Origin of the sequence: Pigmentiphaga soli (assembly GCF_039541095.1) — a bacterium.
Taxonomy (GTDB): Bacteria; Pseudomonadota; Gammaproteobacteria; order Burkholderiales; family Burkholderiaceae_B; genus Pigmentiphaga; species Pigmentiphaga soli.
Genome location: NZ_BAABFO010000021.1, coordinates 36,332 through 53,468, shown reverse-complemented (window position 1 = coordinate 53,468; position 17,137 = coordinate 36,332). Strand labels below are relative to the sequence as shown.

Below are 17,137 nucleotides of genomic sequence, written 5' to 3'. Positions count from 1 at the left end.
CATGAACTGGGAAGTCGTCATCGGTCTGGAAACGCACGTGCAATTGTCCACGGCGTCGAAGATTTTCTCGGGCAGCAGCACGCGCTTCGGCGCCGCGCCCAATACCCAGGCCAACGCGGTCGACCTGGCGCTGCCGGGCACGCTGCCGGTCATGAACCGCGGCGCGGTCGAGCGCGCCATCATGCTGGGGCTGGCGCTGGGTTCGCGCATCGCGCCGCGCTCGATTTTCGCGCGCAAGAATTACTTCTACCCCGACCTGCCCAAGAACTACCAGATCAGCCAGTACGAGATCCCGGTGGTGCAGGGCGGCACGCTGTCGTTCTTCGTGGGCGACCGGGAAAAAACCATCAACCTGACCCGGGCCCACCTGGAAGAAGACGCCGGCAAATCGCTGCACGACGACTTCGCCGGCCCGCACGGCGAAAAGTCCACCGGCATCGACCTGAACCGGGCCGGCACCCCGCTGCTTGAAGTCGTATCCGAACCGGAGCTGCGCTCGGCCGAAGAAGCCGTGGGCTATGCCAAGGCGCTGCACGCGCTGGTGGTGTGGCTGGGCATCTGCGACGGCAACATGCAGGAAGGCTCGTTCCGCATCGACGCCAACGTATCGGTGCGGCCGGCCGGCCAGAAGGAATTCGGCACCCGCACCGAAACCAAGAACGTCAACTCGTTCCGCTTTCTCGAACGCGCCATCCAGTACGAAATCCGCCGCCAGATCGAGCTGATCGAAGACGGCGGCACGGTGGTGCAGGAAACCCGCCTGTACGACCCCGACCGCGACGAAACCCGCAGCATGCGCGGCAAGGAAGACGCGCACGACTACCGCTACTTCCCCGATCCCGACCTGCCGCCGCTGGTCATCGGCAGCGACTGGATCGAGCGCGTGCGCGCCGGCATGCCCGAACTGCCGGGCGCCAAGCGCGCCCGCTTCGAAGCGGACTACGGCCTGTCGGCCTACGACGCCGCGCAGCTGACCGCCAGCCGCGACACCGCCGACTTTTTCGAGGCCACCGTCCGCACGCTGCCCGCGGGCCAGGCCAAGCTGGCGGCCAACTGGATCATGGGCGAACTGGCCGCCGCCCTCAACCGCGAAGAAAAAGACATCGCGCAAAGCCCGGTCTCGGCCGCGCGGCTGGGCGGGCTGCTGGCGCGCATTGCCGACGGCACCATCTCGAACAAGATCGCGCGCGACGTGTTCGGCGCCATCTGGCAAGGCGAGCACGGCGGCGACGCCGATGCGGTCATCGAGGCGCGCGGCCTCAAGCAGATCAGCGATTCCGGCGCCATCGGCAAGATGATCGACGACGTGCTGGCCGCCAACCCGGCCATCGTGGCCGAATACCGCGCGGGCAAGGAGAAGGCCTTCAACTCGCTGGTGGGCCAGGTCATGAAGACGGCCAAGGGCAAGGCGAATCCGCAACAGGTAAACGAACTGCTACGGCAAAAGCTGGGGGGGTAGGCCCGCCCCTGCGGGCCTGCGGTGCGTCAGGCGACGCCGTACTTGGCGCGGTAGGCGAGGACGGCTTCGCGGTGCTGCTCGAATTCGCCGCCGCCGTCTTGTTCGATCAGGGCGAGGATGTCGTCGAGCGAGGCGATGCTGACTACAGGGCAGCCGTGGGTCTGCTGCACGTCCTGGACGGCGGAGTGCTTGGACAGCGCGTCGTCGGCGCCGACCCGTTCCATGCGGTCCAGGGCGATCAGCACGGCGGCGGGCGTGGCGCGGGCGGCTTCGATCATCCGCATCGATTCGCGCACCGAGGTGCCGGCGGTGATCACGTCGTCGATGATGACCACCCGCCCTTGCAGCGGCGCGCCCACCAGCGCGCCGCCTTCGCCGTGGTCCTTGGCTTCCTTGCGGTTGAACGCGAACGGCACGTCGTGTCCGCGCGTGGCCAGCGCCATCGCGGTCGCCGTCACCAGCGGGATGCCCTTGTAGGCCGGGCCGTACAGCATGTCGAATTCCACGCCCGAGGCCAGCAGCGCCTGCGCGTAGAACTCGGCCAGCCGGGCCACCGCCGCGCCGCTGTCGAACAGGCCAGCGTTGAAGAAGTAGGGGCTCAGGCGGCCGGCCTTGGTGGTGAAGGTGCCGAACCGCAGCACGCCCAGCTCGGTCGCGAAACGGACGAAATCGGTGCGGAAGCGTTCGGCGTCGGCGGGGCTGGCGGGGGCGATGGAAGTGTGGGGCACGGCGGTCACGGTACGGGGGATTCAGAACGGCGCGGAGGCGGCACTCCCCGTCGCGGCGGTGGACCGGGCGCAAGCCGGGCGCATCGACGGAGACTGGCGCGTACCATACAACAAACTGCCGCGCTCGCGGAGGCATCGCAGGGTTTTTTTACGGTTTTGGACCCGGCCCGGACAGGCGCTAACATGCGCGCTTGCCTGCCCGGCCGCCGCGCGGCACCCCTCCCCGCTTCCGAAGGTATCGACTTGAGCTCCACCCCGCCCCGCCTGCGCATCATCTCCGCCAACCTGAACGGCATCCGCTCCGCGGCCAGCAAGGGCTTCCTCGACTGGCTGCCCGCCCAGGACGCCGATTTCGTCTGCCTGCAGGAACTGAAGGCCCAGGCCGGCGACATGAGCGCGGCCATGCTGAATCCGCCCGGCCTGTACGGCTATTTCCACTATGCCGAGAAAAAAGGCTACAGCGGCGTCGGCGTCTACGCGCGGCGCCAGCCCGACCAGGTGATCCAGGGCCTGGGCATCCCGGAAATCGACGCCGAGGGCCGCTACCTGGAACTGGTCTACGAGGGACTGTCGGTGATCTCGCTATACCTGCCCTCCGGCTCCAGCGGCGAACACCGCCAGGCCGCCAAGTTCGCCTTCATGGAACATTTCTACCGCCACCTCGGCCAGCTGGCCGCCTGCGGGCGCGAAGTGGTGCTGTGCGGCGACTGGAACATCGCGCACAAGGAAATCGACCTGAAGAACTGGCGCGGCAACGTCAAGAACAGCGGCTTCCTGCCCGAGGAACGGGCGTGGCTGACTCGGGTGCTGGACGAACTGGGCTGGATCGACGTGTACCGGGTGCTGTACCCCGACGCCACCGGCGAGGCCTACACCTGGTGGAGCAACCGCGGCCAGGCCCGCGCGAAGAACGTGGGCTGGCGCATCGACTACCACATCGCCACCCGCGGCATCGCGCAAACGGCGCAGGCCGCTTCGATCTACAAAGAGCAATGGTTCAGCGACCACGCGCCGTTGACCCTCGACTACCGGTGGGAACTGGCCCCGGCCACGGACCAATAGGGCGGCATCGCAATCGAAGGGGCCGTGCGCGGCCGCGGCCGATTGCCATACGAAACGGCGACCAAAGATGAGCGAATCCGTGATGGACGACCCCCGCACCGGCCCGGCGGTTGCGACCGGCGGCCGCGCTCCTGCGCCGGCCGACCGCGCGCTCGACTCGCTCCTGCTGCTGGCGCGGCAGCATTTCGGCGTTGCGGCCGCTGCGATCGACCGCGCCGACACCGGCGCCCGCCGGATCAGCGCGCGGCCCGGCTTCCGGCTTCCGGCGGACGGCGCGCCGCAGCCGTCCTTCTGCCTGCGCCTGCCGCTGGCCGCAGACGACGGCCGTCCGCTCGGCACCCTGCTGCTGCTGGACGACAGCCCGCCGCCCTGGGGCGACGCGCAGGCCGCCGCGCTGCGCGAATTCGGCGTACAGGCCGCCAGCCACATCGCCGCCGGCCAAGCGCTGGCCGAGGCCGCCGAGCGCGAGGCGGCGCTGCGCGCCGATGGCTCGCGCATGGCGCTGGCCATCGCCGACAGCGGCACCGGCATCTGGGACCGCGACGTAGCCGCCGACGAGATCCACTATTCGGCGGGCTGGAAGGCGATCCTGGGCTATGCGGAATGGGAACTGGGCACGAAGATGGCCGACGCCTACGTGCGCGTGCATCCCGACGACCTGGCCTACGTCACGGCGACGATGCAGGCCCACTTCGACGGCCAGACGCCGGTCTACGAAGTGGAGCACCGCCTGCGCTGCAAGGACGGCAGCTACAAATGGGTGTCGAGCCGCGGCAAGGTGGTCGCCCGCGATGCCGAGGGCCGGGCGCTGCGGATGATAGGCACCACCACCGACATCACCGAACGCAAGCGCATCGAGGCCGAGCTGCAGCATTCGGCCACCACCGACTTCCTGACCCAGCTGCCGAACCGGCGCCACTTCATCGCCCAGGTGGATGCCGAACTGGCGCGCATCCGCCGCGAGGGCGAGGGCGCGTCGGCGGTGCTGATGTGCGACCTCGACCATTTCAAGACCATCAACGACGGCTGGGGACACGCGACGGGCGACCTGGCGCTGCGGCATTTCGCCGGCATCCTGCGCGGCCTGCTGGACAGCGGCGCCACGGCGGGCCGCATGGGCGGCGAGGAGTTCGGCGTGCTGCTGAAACGGGTGGATCTCGAAACGGCCACCGCCTTTGCCCGGCGCCTGTTGCTCGGCACCGCCGACACGCCGCTGCGGCACGGCGGGCAGCGCATCCCGATCACCGTCAGCATCGGCGTCGCGCTGATGCAAGCGGCCGACACCGACGCCGATGCGGTGCTGTCGCGCGGCGACCAGGCGCTCTACCGCGCCAAGCAGAACGGCCGCAACCGGGTCGAGCAACAGCTCTAGCGGCGCCGTCCGGGCCGCCGCCCGCCGCGGGCAGGCGCCATCGAGGAACCGGTGGTATGGCCCTCTTTCGCCGCCGGCAACCCCGCCGGCCGCGCATCGCGTAGAATCGACCGGATGCCTGCCGCGCAGCCATGCTGGCGGCCCTCCCCGGGCGACTCTTTCCGAAGCAGCGAGCCGATGTCTACCTCTGCCGAATTCTCCTGGACCGATTCCTTCCTGCTGGGCTTCGAGCCGATGGACAACACCCATCGCGAGTTCGTGGAACTGGTGCAGGCCATGCTCGAATCCGACCAGGCCGCCTTCCCCGGCCGCCTGCGCGCCTTCATCCGGCACGCCGAGCGCCATTTCGGCGAGGAATACGAGTGGATGTCCTCCACCGAATTCCCCGCCACCCAGTGCCACCACGACGAGCACCAGGCGGTGCTGGCCTCGCTGTACGAGGTCGAGGCCGCCATCCAGGACGGCACCGCCGACCCGACCGCCGGCCTGCGGCTGGCGCAGGAACTGGTGCGCTGGTTCCCGGGCCATGCCGACTACATGGACGCCGCGCTGGCGCAGTGGATGGTCAAGCGCAACCACGGCGGCGCGCCGGTGGTGTTCCGGCGCTCCATCGAACCGGGCAACGTGCCTGTATAAGGCCCCCCCTGCGCGCTTCGCGGGTCCCCCAGGGGCGACGCTGGCGGACCGGCGGAGCCGGATCCGCGGCGTCCCGGGTGGCGGCGGGGATGTGCGGAGGGTGGGGTGCGAGGCACGGTGAGCCCGGGCGCCGGTTGTCAGGGCCGGCTGGGGGCGGAATCGCGGGCCGGGCTGGGCGTGACGCCGCTCTTGCCGGGCGTCTTCTTGCTTTCGGAGATGCCGGCGCCCGCATCCTTGTCCAGCGTCGCGAACATGGGGCCGGAGAGCAGCACCATCGCGGCGACCATCAGGAAGGCTGCGGCAAAATCCGCCTCGCCGGCCTGCGTGCGGCCCGACAGGAACATGGTGAACTGCATGAAGCAGGCGGCCACCGCCACACCAACGGCCTTGGCCAGCTGCTGGGCCGTGCCCTGGAACGACGTGGCGGCCGACAGCTGCCGCTGAGACACGTCGGCGAAGGCCAGCGCGCCGATCGTCGCGAATACCAGCGCGCGGCTGATCCCGCCGATCAGCAGCAGCGTGAAGATGGCCACCGCAGGCCATGACGCAGTCAGCGCGGCGCAGGCGGCCAGCATCAGCGAGAACGAGATGCTGCCCGCGATCAGCACCGAACGCACGCGGAACCGGGCCAGCGTGAAGCGCGCCACGGCCCGCATCCCGATCGACCCCAGCGCGCTGGCCAGCGTGATGATGCCGCTGTGCAGCGCCGACAGGCCGAAGCCGATCTGCAGCGTGAGCGGCAGCAGGAAGGGCAGCGCGCCGGCGCCGATGCGGAACAGGCTGCCGGCCACCGTGGCCGCATGGAAAGTGGGGATGCGCAGCAGCGAGAAATCGATGGCCGGATCGGGCACGCGCTTGCAATGGCGCACCGTGAGCCAGAACAGCCCCAGCCCGGCCGCCAGGCACAGCTCCGGCAGGCCCTTGGGCAACAGGCCGCGGCCCACCGTCTCGACGCCGATCATGATGGCGGTGAGCGCGACGCCCGACAACGCCATGCCGGTCAGGTCGGGCGCGGGCGGTTGCTGCGGATCGGCCGCCGGCACCAGCCGCCAGGTGAGCAGCAGGCCCAGGATGCCGACCGGCACGTTGATCCAGAACACGCTCTGCCAGGACAGCGTATCGGTCAGGAAGCCGCCCAGCGGCGGGCCCAGCAGCGGGCCGACCAGCGCCGGCATCGTCAGCCAGGTGGTGGCCGAGAGCAGCTCCTCGCGCTTGACGCGCCGAAGCAGCAGCAGGCGCCCGACCGGCACCATCATCGCGCCGCCCAGGCCCTGCAAAACGCGCGCCGCGATCAGCCCGGCCAGCCCGCCGGACAACGCGCACAAGGCCGAGGCGCCGGTGAAGATGGCGATCGCCCACATGAAGACCCGCTTGGCGCCGAACCTGTCGGCCACCCAGCCGCTGATGGGGATGAAGACGGTGAGCGCGACCAGGTAGGACGTGATGGCCGAGCTCAGATGGATGGGCGGCACGCCCATGTCGCGCGCCATGTCGGGCAGCGCGGTGGCGACCACCGTGCCGTCGATGTTCTGCATGAACAGCGCGCTGGCCACGACGATGGCCGTGACGCGGATATTGGTGGTGACGCTCACGATATGCCCGTACGACAAGACAACGCCGGCGGGAATCGCCGGCGCAGTGCAATCATACGCTCGCGGATGCCGGCGCCGCATCGCCGTAACGTAGCTGTCATCCGGCTGAACAGATCAGGCGATGCGCCCCAGCGCCTGGTACAGCAGCTCGACGCCGTCCATGAAATCGTCGATGTCCATCGCCTCGCGCGGGTTGTGCGAACCATGCTCGTTGCGCACGAAGATCATGGCCGAGGCAATGCCCGCGTTGGCGAACAGCGCCGCGTCGTGCCCGGCGCCGCTGGCGATCTTCTCGACCGGCAGCCCGATCCGGCCGGCGGTATCCAGCAAGGTGCCGACCAGCGCCGGGTCCATCGTGGCCGGCGCCGATTCGATGCGGCGGTCGAATTCGAAGCGCACGCCGCGCTGGCGGGCGACGGCCTCGCATTCCATCTGGAAGATCCGGTAGAAGCCTTCCAGCGTCTCGGTGCTTTCGCTGCGCACCTCGAAGCTGAAGTCGACCCGTCCCGGGATGCGCGACACCGCGTGCTCGGCCGGATCGGTGCCGATCACGCCGGCCGTCACCACCAGATCGTTGCCGCGCTCCAGCAGCACCCGCCAATGCTCGTCGAGTCGCATCAGCAGGTCGGCCGCGGCCAGCACGGCGTCCTTGCGCAGCCAGCGCGGCACCGCGCCCGAATGGCCGGGCTCGCCGATGCAGCGCACCACGTTGTGTCGCAGGTTGCCGCGGATGCCCGACACCACCGCGGTGGGCCATTTGCGGGCCACCATCAGCGGCCCCTGCTCGATGTGCAGCTCCAGGTAGGCGCGCACGCCGTCCACCCATGCCGCGCGATGGCCGGCCTCGATCCGCGCCACGTCGGCGCCGGCGGCGGCCATCGCTTCCTTCAGCGTGCGGCCGCTGCGCAGGTTGCGCAAGGCCAGGTCGTCGGCCGACAGCCGGCCCAGGATCGCGCTCGATCCCATGTAGGCCTTGCCGAACCACGCGCTTTCCTCGCCGCGCATAGCCAGCACCACCAGCGGGTGAGGCGGCGCGGCGCCTTCTTCGTGCTGGCGCTGCAGGCACAGCAGTCCGGCCACCACGCCCGCCAGGCCGTCGAAGTTGCCGCCCTGCGGCACCGAATCGACGTGCGAGCCGCACACCACGGGCGCCGCCGCCGGCGCGCCGGGCAGGCTGAACAGCAGGTTGGCGAATTCGTCCTGCTCGACCCGCAGGCCGCGCGCGCGGGCCCAGTCGGCCAGCAGCTCCAGGCAGGCGGATTCCGAGGCGCCATAGCTCTCGCGCGAGATGCCCACGCCGTCGGCGCCCAGCCGCCGGGCCTGCTCGAACAGATCGACCGCTTGCTGCCGCGCGGCGGCGCGCAGGGCGGTATCGGACAAGGTCTGTACTGCCATCGCCGCCGTCCTCAGGCCATCGCTTCGAACGGCACGAAGCCGGTGTCTTCCACCGCGCCGACCAGGCCGCGCAGGTCTTCCAGGCCATGCCGCGCGCCGTAGCGGGCCAGGCCGTCGATCACTTCGATCATCGCGCCGGGCTGCACGAAGGTGGCCGTGCCGACCTGCACCGCGCTGGCGCCGGCCAGCATGTATTCGATCGCGTCGTCGGCGTTGGAGACGCCGCCGCAGCCGATGATCGGGATCGACACCGCGCGGTGGCACTGGTACACCATGCGCAGCACGATGGGCTTGACCGCCGGGCCCGACATGCCGCCCATCACGTTGCCGAGCGTGGGGCGGCGGGTATGGATGTCGATCGACATGCCGAGGATGGTGTTGGCCACCACCAGCGCGTCGGCCCCTTCGGCTTGCGCGGCGCGCGCCACGGCGGCGATCTCGCCGGTGTTGGGGGTGAGCTTGACCCACAGCGGCAGCGAGGCGGCGGCCCGCAGCGCGGCCACCACGCGCGCGGTGGAGCCGGCGTGCATGGCGAAGGCGCGGCCGTCTTCCTCGATGTTGGGGCAGGAGATGTTGGCCTCGATCGCCGCCACGCCGGGCACGGCGGAAAAGCGCGCGGCCAGCCGCGCGAAGCCTTCGGCGGTGGGCGCCGAAATGCTGACCACCAGCGGCGCGCTGCGCTCGCGGTAGAACGGCAGCACGTCGTCCAGGAAGTGGTCGACGCCCTTGCTGGGAATGCCGATGGCGTTGAGCATGCCGCCCTGCACCTCGGCCACGCGCGGCACGGGATTGCCGCTGCGCTTCTCGGCGGTGATCGTCTTGGTGACGAAGGCGCCCAGGCGGTCGATGTCGATGGTGGCGGCCAGGCCCTCGGCGAAGGTGCCGGAGGCCGGCATGACCGGGTTGCGCAGCACGAGGCCGCCCAGGTCGACGGACAGGTCGGTCGCCATCATGCCACCTCCGCCAGCGGGAACACCGGGCCGTCCCAGCACACGCGCTTGCTGACCAGGCGGTCGCCGTCGTGGAAGGCGCGCACGCAGCAATAGCACATGCCCAGGCCGCAGGCCATCTGCTGTTCCAGCGCGACCTCGCCGGGCACGCCCAGCTCCTTGCCCAGCCGCTGCATCAGCTGCGTCAGGCGGGTCGAGCCGCAGGTGTAGAAGGCGTCGGCGCGGCCGCCGGCATGCAGTTCGCGCAGCAGGCGTTCGACGTTGCCGACCGCGCTGGTGCCGGCGTCGTCGGTCAGCTCGATCACCTGCGCGCCGACGTCGGCAAAGCGCTGCTGCGACATCAGGCTGTCGGCGTCGCGCGCGCTGAGGATGGCGGTCACGCCCACGCCGGCCGCGGCGGCCAGGTCGGACAGTGGCGCCAGCGTGGCCAGCCCCACGCCGCGGCCCAGCACCACGATGTGGCGGGCGCCTGCCGGCAGCGAGAAGCCGGTGCCCAGCGGGCCCAGCATCTGCAGCGGGGCGCCGGGCTGCAGCGAGGCCAGGCCGCGCGTGCCGGCGCCCGTCACCTTGTACAGGAACTCGACGCGGCCGGAGGCGGGATCGGCCCGGTAAGTGCTCATCGGCCGGCGGAAGAAAGGCGTGTCGGCGCCAACCGCCGGGCACAGCAGGTGGAAGAATTGCCCGGCGCGCGCGGCCGCCGCGCGCGAATCGGCGGCCAGCACCAGGTGGCGGTAATCGCGGTTGACCCGTTCGTTGCGCAGGACCAGGCCTTCGGTATCGGGCGAGGCGAGCGGCGCGCCGGCGGCACAGCCGGCGTGGGATTCGAGCGATGCGATGATCTGCATGACGATATCCTGAAAATGGAGCGGGGAGGGCTACCGCCCTCCCCGGCGATTCGATGCGGCTTTTGGCCGTCCGGCTTTACTCGAGCGCGGCGCCCTTGCGTTCCGGGATCAGGAACAGCGTGGCGAGGATGTCCAGCACGTAGATGGAGGCCAGCAGCGCGATCGCATAGCTGAACGAATACTTGGCCGCCACCGCGCCCACCGCCAGCGGCCCGAAGCCGCCGACCGCCCGGCCGATGTTGAAGAGCACGTTCTGTGCCGTGGCGCGGGCCGCGGTCGGGTAGAGCTCGGAGATCAGCGCGCCGTAGCCGCCGATCATGCCGTTGACGAACATGCCCATCACGGCGCCGCCAATCAGCAGCGCATACTGCGACGACAGCTGCGAATAGCCCAGCACCGTAATGACCGCGCCCAGCTGGTAGAACAGGAAGATCGGGCGGCGCCCGATGCGGTCGGCCAGCTGGCCGAACAGCCAGATCCCGAACGCCATGCCGACGATGGTGACCGCCGTCCACAGCGCCGATTTCGTCAACGAATAGCCGAACTGCGAACTCAGGTACGACGGCATCCAGATCATCACGCCGTAGTAGCCGAAGTTCTGCACCGAGGTCAGGATCACCACGCCCAGGCTGGTGCGGGCGGTGCGGCCGTCGGCCACCAGCAGCTTGAAAGAGTTTTCCGTGCGCGGCTTGCGGGCGTTCTCGACGAAGATCTTCGGCTCGCCGATGAAGTGGCGGATGATGAAGGCCACCACCGCCGGCAGCACCCCCACCGCAAACATGCCGCGCCAGCCGATCACCGGCAGCAGCACCGGCGTGACCAGCGCCGCCGCCAGCACCCCGGCCTGCCAGCCCAGCCCCACGTACGACGACATGCGCGCCCGCTGCTCGGGCCGGCAGGCCTCGGCCGCCAGCGCCATGCCGATGCCGAATTCGCCGCCCAGGCCGAGGCCGGCGATGGTGCGGTAGGCCAGCAGATCCCAATAGCCCTGCGCCACGGCACAGAGCCCGGTGAAGATGGCGAACAGCAGGATGGTCCAGTTCAGCACGCGCACGCGGCCGTACAGGTCGCTCAGCCAGCCGAACAGGATGCCGCCCACCACCGCGCCGATCAGCGTCCAGGTGACCAGCGCGCCGCCTTGCGAGCTGGTCAGGCCGAGTTCGCCCGAGATGGCGGACAGGATGAAGCCGAGGATGAGCAGGTCGAAGCCGTCGAGCGCGTAGCCCACGGTCGATGCGAGCACGGCCTTGCGTGCGTAGACGTCGCCTTCGCCGACGGATGCCGGAAGCTGGCCGGCGATGGAAGACTGGGTGGTGGACATGCCCGACTCCGTGAGTGTGCCGAGGGTAGGAAAGAAAAGGGGTTGCCGACAAAAAGAGGTTGTCTTTTTTTTTAGACTATGACAATTTCGCTTACCTCACAAGCGGTTTTTATCTAAGCTGATACAGTGGAGAGACAAGAATGCCGGCTTGCACAAACCTGGTGCAAACAGAGCTTTGCGGGCGCATTGGTGCGGATCCCGCACCGGGCCGGGGTCGCGCCTCGTACAGGCATCCTGGCATGGAATCTCTTTTTTTAGATAAATGTTGATCGAGCCCGCAGACACTCTCTCACCTTCCATCGATTTCCGCTCGATCGGCGAGCGGCTGCGCGCCCACCGGCTGGGCGCCGGGCTGCGCGCCGAAACCGTGGCCGGGCAGCTGGGCGTGTCGCGCGCCGCCGTCTATCGCATGGAAAAGGGCGAGATCGTCAAGATCGAGACGCTCGAACGGCTGGCGCGCATCCTCGACACCACGCTGGCCTCGCTGCTGGGGGTGGACACCGAGTACTACACCTCGCCGGTGGCCTACTTCGAGCGGATGCGCCAGCTCGAAACCGACGCCACCCGCATCATGGCCCACTTCGAGCCGATCTCCTTCCTGCTGACTTCCGACCAGTACGGCGGCTACCTGGAACAGATGCTGCGCGAAGCCGAACCGCAGGGCGACGAGGCGCCGATCGCGGCCGTGATGAAGCTGCTGCAGGAACGCAAACGCGCGTTCGCGCGCCGCCGGCCGCCGATCGTCAGCCTGATCGGGCTGCGCGAGATCGAGCGCTTCGTGCACTTCGGCCTGGTCGGCCGCATCGACCTGCCGCCTTCGGTGCGCATGGAACGCTCGCTGGCGGCCCGCCGGGAGGTGGAACGCATCGTCGGCCTGCTGCAGGAACACCCGCTCGACATGCAGATCGGCATCGTCGACGGCAGCATGCCGAACGCCACCTTCCAGGTGTTCGAGCGGCCCGGCGGCGCCTTCGTCGCGGTCAGCCCCTTCCGTTTCGGCGAACTGCCCAACATCACCGCCGGCATCGCCCAGGTCACCGCCGCGCCGCAGGCCGTCGCGCTCTATACGAAAATGGTGGAGGATCTGTGGCAGCGCGCCTACAAGGGCGAGCACGCCGCCGAGGTACTCACCCGCATGCTCAAGGTTGTGTGATGGGCCCACCCCTACGCGCTGGGGATGGGCCCACCCCTACGCGCCGCGCGCGCCCCTCAAGGGGCGGCACCGGCGGACCGGCGGAGCCGGATCCGCGGTGCCCTGGATGGGGCGGCGTGGGTCATATGATGTGGAGGGCGCGCAGCGCCGTGGATAACTGATGACTACTCCCGATACTCCGTCCCGCAAGGACGAAAACACCATCGGCGCCATCGTGGCGCGGCTGCTGCTCGAATCGGGCGCGGTCCACGTCACCGGCGCCAAGCCTTTCGTGCTGCGTTCGGGCTGGGCCAGCCCGGTGTACGTGGACGTGCGCCGGCTGATCTCGTCGGTGCCGCGGCGCCGCGAGCTGATCGGCGCGGCGCTGGCCACCGTGCGCGAACGCATCGGCCTGGACCGGATCGACGCCATCGCCGGCGCCGAAACCTCCGGCGTGCCGTTCGCGGCCTGGCTGGCCGAATCGCTGTCCCTGCCGCTGCTGATCGTGCGCAAGAAGCCGCTCGGCTTCGGCCGCAACGCCCAGATCGAGGGCGACGCGCCCGCCGGCGCGCGCGTGCTGCTGGTCGACGACCTGACCACCGACGGCCAGAGCAAGCTGAATTTCTGCCGCGCCCTGCGCGCCGCCGACCTGAATGTCGAGCACATCCTGAGCATCTTCTATTACGATACGTTTGCCGAGAGCCGCCGGACCATGGCGGAGCTGGGCGCGGTCATCCACCCGCTGTCCACCGCGCACGACATCATCGAGCAGGCGCGGTCCGGCCGGTATCTCGCGCCGGCCGACATCGACAAGGTCGAGGCCTTCCTGCTCCACACATCCGAGTGGTCCAAAGCCCACGGCGGCATCGCCCGTCTTCCCTGATCGACTCCCACGCCATGAACTTCACCGACCTGATCCAACGCTTCGCCGCCCAGAATCCCGGTACCGACAGTTTCCTGAAGGTGAAGGAGGGCACGCTGGCGCTGATCTCCAGCGACGCCGAGCACGCCGGCCCCTATTTCCTGATCTACGGCTTCGCCCGTTCCTACGTGCTGCTGTACGAAGACCAGGCGATCGAGCCGGCCTTCGCCGAAGCCGCCAAGAAGCAGCTGCTGCAATACATGACCCGGCTCGAGGACGCGTTCCGCTCGGGCTCGGCGGCCGAGATCCTGGCCGCGATGAATTGGATCGTGATCGACTACGGCCACAGCGGAAAGATATTTTGAGCGCGGCACCGGGCGCCGGCGCGGCGGCCGCCACGCTCTACACCAACCGCCGCGTCGCGCCGCTGCTCGCGCTCGGCTTCGCCAGCGGGCTGCCGCTGGCGCTTACCACCGGTACCCTGCAGGCCTGGGCCACGGTCGACGGCGTCTCGCTGCAAGCCATCGGTTTCCTGACTCTGGTGGGCTCGGCCTATACGCTCAAATTCCTGTGGGCGCCGCTGATGGACCGCTACACGCCTCCCCTGCTGGGGCGGCGGCGCGGCTGGATGCTGGTCACGCAGCTGCTGCTGGCGGCAGGCATCGCCATGATGGGCCTGATGTCGCCGCACGACGCGCTGCTGCCGCTGGCGCTGGCGGCGGTGTTCGTGGCCTTCTGCTCGGCCTCGCAAGACGTCGCCTTCGACGCCTACCGCACCGATGTCCTGCACAAGGAGGAACGCGGCGCTGGCGCCGCCCTGTCGGTGCTGGGCTACCGGCTGGCCATGCTGGTATCGGGCGGCCTGGCGCTGGTGATCGCCGACAGCTGGCTCGGCTGGGGCCCCACCTACCTGGCGATGGCGGCCGTCATGGCGGCCTGCGTGCTGGCCACCTGGTGGGCACCCGAACCCGAACGCCCCGCCGCGCCGCCGCCCACGCTGGCCGAGGCCGTATCCGGCCCGCTGCGCGAATTCTTCGGCCGCTCCGGCGCGCTGTCGCTACTGGCCCTGATCGTGCTGTACAAGCTGGGCGACGCCTTTGCCGGCAGCCTCTCCACCACCTTCCTGATCCGCGCGGCCGGCTATACCGCCACCGAAGTCGGCACCATAAACAAAGTGCTCGGCCTGGGCGCCACCATCATCGGCGCGCTGCTCGGCGGCGCGCTGCTGGCGCGCGTGGGCCTGTACCGCTCGCTGATGCTGTTCGGCCTCTTGCAGGCGGTGTCCAACCTGGGCTTCTGGGTGGTGTCCGTCAGCCCGCGCAGCGTGCCGCTGATGGCGGCCGCGGTCGGCACCGAGAACCTGTGCGGCGGCCTGGGCACGGCGGCTTTCGTGGCGCTGGTCACCGGCCTGTGCAACCAGCGCTTCTCGGCCACCCAGTTCGCGCTGCTGTCGGCCCTGTCGGCGGTGGGGCGCACCTATCTGGCCGGGCCGCTTGCGCCGGTGATGGTGGAGTCCTTCGGCTGGCCAGGGTTCTTCCTGGTGACCGTGGCAATCGCGGTGCCGGGCTTGCTGCTGCTGTGGTGGCACAGGGCGCAGGTGCGGCAGCTGGATCAGGTGGGGGCGTAGCGGGCCGATTTCCCGGCCCGGCGGACGCGTCTTCCGCCACCCGGCAACAGGACAAATGCGCCCATCCGGCGCACGGCCACGCATCAGGACCGGGCTACACTAGCTCCACCACGGAGAAATTCCATGACCACCCTGGAACTAAAGCTCGACCTGCCCGAGCGCCTGGCGCGCGAGGCCCAGGCCGCCGGGCTTCTCACGCCCAAGGCGCTGCGCGAATTGCTGCGCGACGCCGTCCGGCGCCGTGCGGCGCAAACCCTGCTGGCCGGCGCCGCCCGATCCGGCTCCAAACCGCTATCGATGCGCGAAATCCAGGCCGAGGTAAACGCAGTCCGCCAGGCCCGCCGGACAAAAAAAGCTTCGGCTGAATGACACACCGCCCACGCTGGGTGGTGGATACCAATGTGCTGGTATCCGCCTTCCTCTGGGAAGGCGTGCCCGGGCGCGTCATCGAACTGGCCGGAGAAAAAGAAATCCAGTTGTTCACCAGCCGGCCGCTGCTCAATGAACTGGCCGCCACGCTGGCGAAGAAAAAACTGGCAAGGCATGTGACCGCCACGGGCCTCGAAGCCGAACAGATGCTGACCAGCTATCGCCGCCTTGCCACGCTGCTTACCCCACGGCAGCTCGTCCAGCGAGTTTCCCGCGATGCCGATGACGACGTGGTGCTTGCCTGCGCCATCGCCGCGCGGGCCGACCTGATCGTCTCCGGAGATGCGGATCTCCTCGATCTAAGGCAGTTCGAGAACATACCCATTGTCACGGTCGCGCAGGCGATCAGAAACTTCGGCCTCCAAGGCTGAAATGCCGTGCAGCGCAATGGCCGGGGCCGGCGCGCGATACCATCGGAAATTTCCGCCACACTGTATTCGCTGCGCGGCCGCAGATCGCCTATGCTTTGCAAGTCCGCCCCTTCCAGCGAGGCGGCCCGCGCGGGGCGGCACGGCCTGCTCCGCGGCGTACACAGGAGGCATGTCCATGAGCAGCGAATCCCCGCCGGCCCCGCGGGCCAAGAAATCCGTCGCGCTATCCGGCGTCGCGGCCGGCAATACCGCGCTGTGCTCGGTCGGCCAGACCGGCAACGATCTTCATTACCGCGGCTACGACATCCTCGACCTGGCCGAGCGCTGCGAGTTCGAGGAAATCGCCCACCTGCTGGTGCACGGCGAACTGCCGAACGCGGCCCGGCTCCAGGCCTACAAGGCGAGGCTGCGGGCGCTGCGCGGCCTGCCGGGGCCGGTGCGGGCGGCGCTGGAGCAGGTGCCGGCGGCGGCGCACCCGATGGACGTGCTGCGCACCGGCGTGTCGGTGCTGGGCACGGTGCTGCCCGAGAAAGACGGCCACGACGCGCCCGGCGCGCGCGACATCGCCGATCGCCTGCTGGCCAGCTGCGGCTCGATGCTGCTGTACTGGCACCACTACAGCCACAACGGCCGGCGCATCGAGGTAGAAACCGCCGACGACACCATCGCCGCCCACTTCCTGCGCCTGCTGCACGGTTGCGAGCCCGAGCCGGCCTGGAGCCAGGCCATGCAGGTGTCGCTCAACCTGTACGCCGAACACGAGTTCAACGCGTCCACCTTCACCGCCCGCGTCATCGCCGGCACCGGCTCCGACCTCTACTCGGCCATCGCCGGCGCCATCGGCGCGCTGCGCGGCCCCAAGCACGGCGGCGCCAACGAGGTGGCGCTGGAGGTCATGCAGCGCTATGCCGGCCCCGACGAAGCCGAGGCCGACATCCGCCGGCGCGTGGCGGCCAGGGAAGTGGTGATCGGCTTCGGCCACCCGGTCTACACCATCGCCGACCCGCGCAACCAGGTCATCAAGGAGGTGGCGCGCCGGCTGTCCGCGGCGCGCGGCGACACCACGCTGTTCGACATCGCCGAACGGGTGGAAGCCGTCATGTGGGACGCCAAGAAAATGTTCGCCAACCTGGACTGGTTCAGCGCCGTCAGCTACCGCATGATGGACGTCCCCACCGCCATGTTCACCCCGCTGTTCGTGATGTCGCGCACCGCCGGCTGGGCCGCCCACGTGATCGAACAGCGCATCGACAACAAGATCATCCGCCCCAGCGCCAACTACGTCGGCCCCGGGAACCGGCCGTTCGTGCCGCTGGCCGACCGCAAGTAGCCCCGTCCAACCCACAAGAAAGCTTC

The 17,137-nt window shown here is 69.4% G+C and carries 17 protein-coding genes; 11 read left to right on the top strand and 6 right to left on the bottom strand.

All coding sequences use genetic code 11. From position 1 onward, the window contains the following. The first annotated feature begins 1 nt into the window (after nucleotide 1). On the top strand, nucleotides 2–1,459 hold the full coding sequence (gene gatB / locus ABD927_RS18765) for an Asp-tRNA(Asn)/Glu-tRNA(Gln) amidotransferase subunit GatB (protein WP_345251372.1): 1,458 nt from the start codon (nucleotides 2–4) through the stop codon (nucleotides 1,457–1,459). 26 nt (nucleotides 1,460–1,485) lie between these two features. Here the strand turns inward: gatB and pyrE are convergent, their stop codons facing one another. Then, nucleotides 1,486–2,187 (bottom strand): orotate phosphoribosyltransferase, encoded by a 702-nt coding sequence (gene pyrE, locus ABD927_RS18760; protein WP_345251371.1) that lies wholly within the window; start codon nucleotides 2,185–2,187, stop codon nucleotides 1,486–1,488. A gap of 243 nt (nucleotides 2,188–2,430) precedes the next feature. Here pyrE and ABD927_RS18755 point away from each other — a divergent pair, with 243 nt between their 5' ends. The 3 genes from ABD927_RS18755 to ABD927_RS18745 all read left to right on the top strand — a co-directional run bounded on the left by ABD927_RS18755 (nucleotide 2,431) and on the right by ABD927_RS18745 (nucleotide 5,257). After that, entirely contained in the window at nucleotides 2,431–3,249 is an 819-nt protein-coding gene (locus ABD927_RS18755; RefSeq protein ID WP_345251370.1) for an exodeoxyribonuclease III, read from the top strand. A 67-nt stretch (nucleotides 3,250–3,316) separates the two neighbouring features. Then, nucleotides 3,317–4,621: a GGDEF domain-containing protein gene (locus tag ABD927_RS18750; RefSeq protein ID WP_345251369.1), complete on the top strand. Its 1,305-nt coding sequence runs from the start codon at nucleotides 3,317–3,319 to the stop codon at nucleotides 4,619–4,621. Nucleotides 4,622–4,798: 177 nt separating this feature from the next. Continuing rightward, a complete protein-coding gene (locus ABD927_RS18745) occupies nucleotides 4,799–5,257 on the top strand; it encodes a bacteriohemerythrin (RefSeq protein WP_345251368.1) in 459 nt (152 codons plus the stop codon). Between the two features lie 137 nt (nucleotides 5,258–5,394). Here the strand turns inward: ABD927_RS18745 and ABD927_RS18740 are convergent, their stop codons facing one another. The 5 genes from ABD927_RS18740 to ABD927_RS18720 form a co-directional block, all read right to left on the bottom strand. Further along, nucleotides 5,395–6,792 (bottom strand): MFS transporter, encoded by a 1,398-nt coding sequence (locus ABD927_RS18740; RefSeq protein WP_425570306.1) that lies wholly within the window; start codon nucleotides 6,790–6,792, stop codon nucleotides 5,395–5,397. 171 nt (nucleotides 6,793–6,963) lie between these two features. Next, the gene (locus ABD927_RS18735) at nucleotides 6,964–8,244 is read right to left on the bottom strand and encodes a hydantoinase/carbamoylase family amidase (protein ID WP_345251366.1); all 1,281 of its coding nucleotides are present in this window, start codon (nucleotides 8,242–8,244) and stop codon (nucleotides 6,964–6,966) included. A gap of 11 nt (nucleotides 8,245–8,255) precedes the next feature. Beyond that, nucleotides 8,256–9,197, bottom strand: coding sequence for a dihydroorotate dehydrogenase (locus tag ABD927_RS18730; RefSeq protein ID WP_345251365.1), 942 nt, complete (start codon nucleotides 9,195–9,197; stop codon nucleotides 8,256–8,258). Beyond that, nucleotides 9,194–10,039, bottom strand: coding sequence for a dihydroorotate dehydrogenase electron transfer subunit (locus ABD927_RS18725; protein ID WP_345251364.1), 846 nt, complete (start codon nucleotides 10,037–10,039; stop codon nucleotides 9,194–9,196). Before ABD927_RS18725 ends, ABD927_RS18730 begins: the two co-directional genes overlap by 4 nt. A gap of 76 nt (nucleotides 10,040–10,115) precedes the next feature. Further along, nucleotides 10,116–11,360 (bottom strand): MFS transporter, encoded by a 1,245-nt coding sequence (locus ABD927_RS18720; protein ID WP_345251363.1) that lies wholly within the window; start codon nucleotides 11,358–11,360, stop codon nucleotides 10,116–10,118. A gap of 265 nt (nucleotides 11,361–11,625) precedes the next feature. Between ABD927_RS18720 and ABD927_RS18715 the strand changes: the two genes are divergently transcribed. The 7 genes from ABD927_RS18715 (at nucleotide 11,626) to prpC (ending at nucleotide 17,111) form a co-directional block, all read left to right on the top strand. Next, nucleotides 11,626–12,513 (top strand): helix-turn-helix domain-containing protein, encoded by an 888-nt coding sequence (locus tag ABD927_RS18715; RefSeq protein WP_345251362.1) that lies wholly within the window; start codon nucleotides 11,626–11,628, stop codon nucleotides 12,511–12,513. A 160-nt stretch (nucleotides 12,514–12,673) separates the two neighbouring features. After that, entirely contained in the window at nucleotides 12,674–13,375 is a 702-nt protein-coding gene (locus tag ABD927_RS18710; RefSeq protein WP_345251361.1) for an orotate phosphoribosyltransferase, read from the top strand. A gap of 14 nt (nucleotides 13,376–13,389) precedes the next feature. Further along, nucleotides 13,390–13,719 (top strand): hypothetical protein, encoded by a 330-nt coding sequence (locus ABD927_RS18705; RefSeq protein ID WP_345251360.1) that lies wholly within the window; start codon nucleotides 13,390–13,392, stop codon nucleotides 13,717–13,719. Then, complete coding sequence (locus ABD927_RS18700; protein WP_345251359.1) at nucleotides 13,716–14,981, top strand: muropeptide transporter; 1,266 nt, start codon at nucleotides 13,716–13,718, stop codon at nucleotides 14,979–14,981. The genes ABD927_RS18705 and ABD927_RS18700 overlap by 4 nt, the downstream gene beginning before the upstream one ends. Before the next feature lie 123 nt (nucleotides 14,982–15,104). Further along, entirely contained in the window at nucleotides 15,105–15,350 is a 246-nt protein-coding gene (locus ABD927_RS18695; protein WP_345251358.1) for a hypothetical protein, read from the top strand. Beyond that, on the top strand, nucleotides 15,347–15,781 hold the full coding sequence (locus tag ABD927_RS18690; RefSeq protein WP_345251357.1) for a putative toxin-antitoxin system toxin component, PIN family: 435 nt from the start codon (nucleotides 15,347–15,349) through the stop codon (nucleotides 15,779–15,781). Before ABD927_RS18695 ends, ABD927_RS18690 begins: the two co-directional genes overlap by 4 nt. Nucleotides 15,782–15,950: 169 nt before the next feature. Further along, entirely contained in the window at nucleotides 15,951–17,111 is a 1,161-nt protein-coding gene (gene prpC, locus ABD927_RS18685; RefSeq protein ID WP_345251356.1) for a bifunctional 2-methylcitrate synthase/citrate synthase, read from the top strand. The last annotated feature ends 26 nt before the right edge of the window (nucleotides 17,112–17,137 follow it).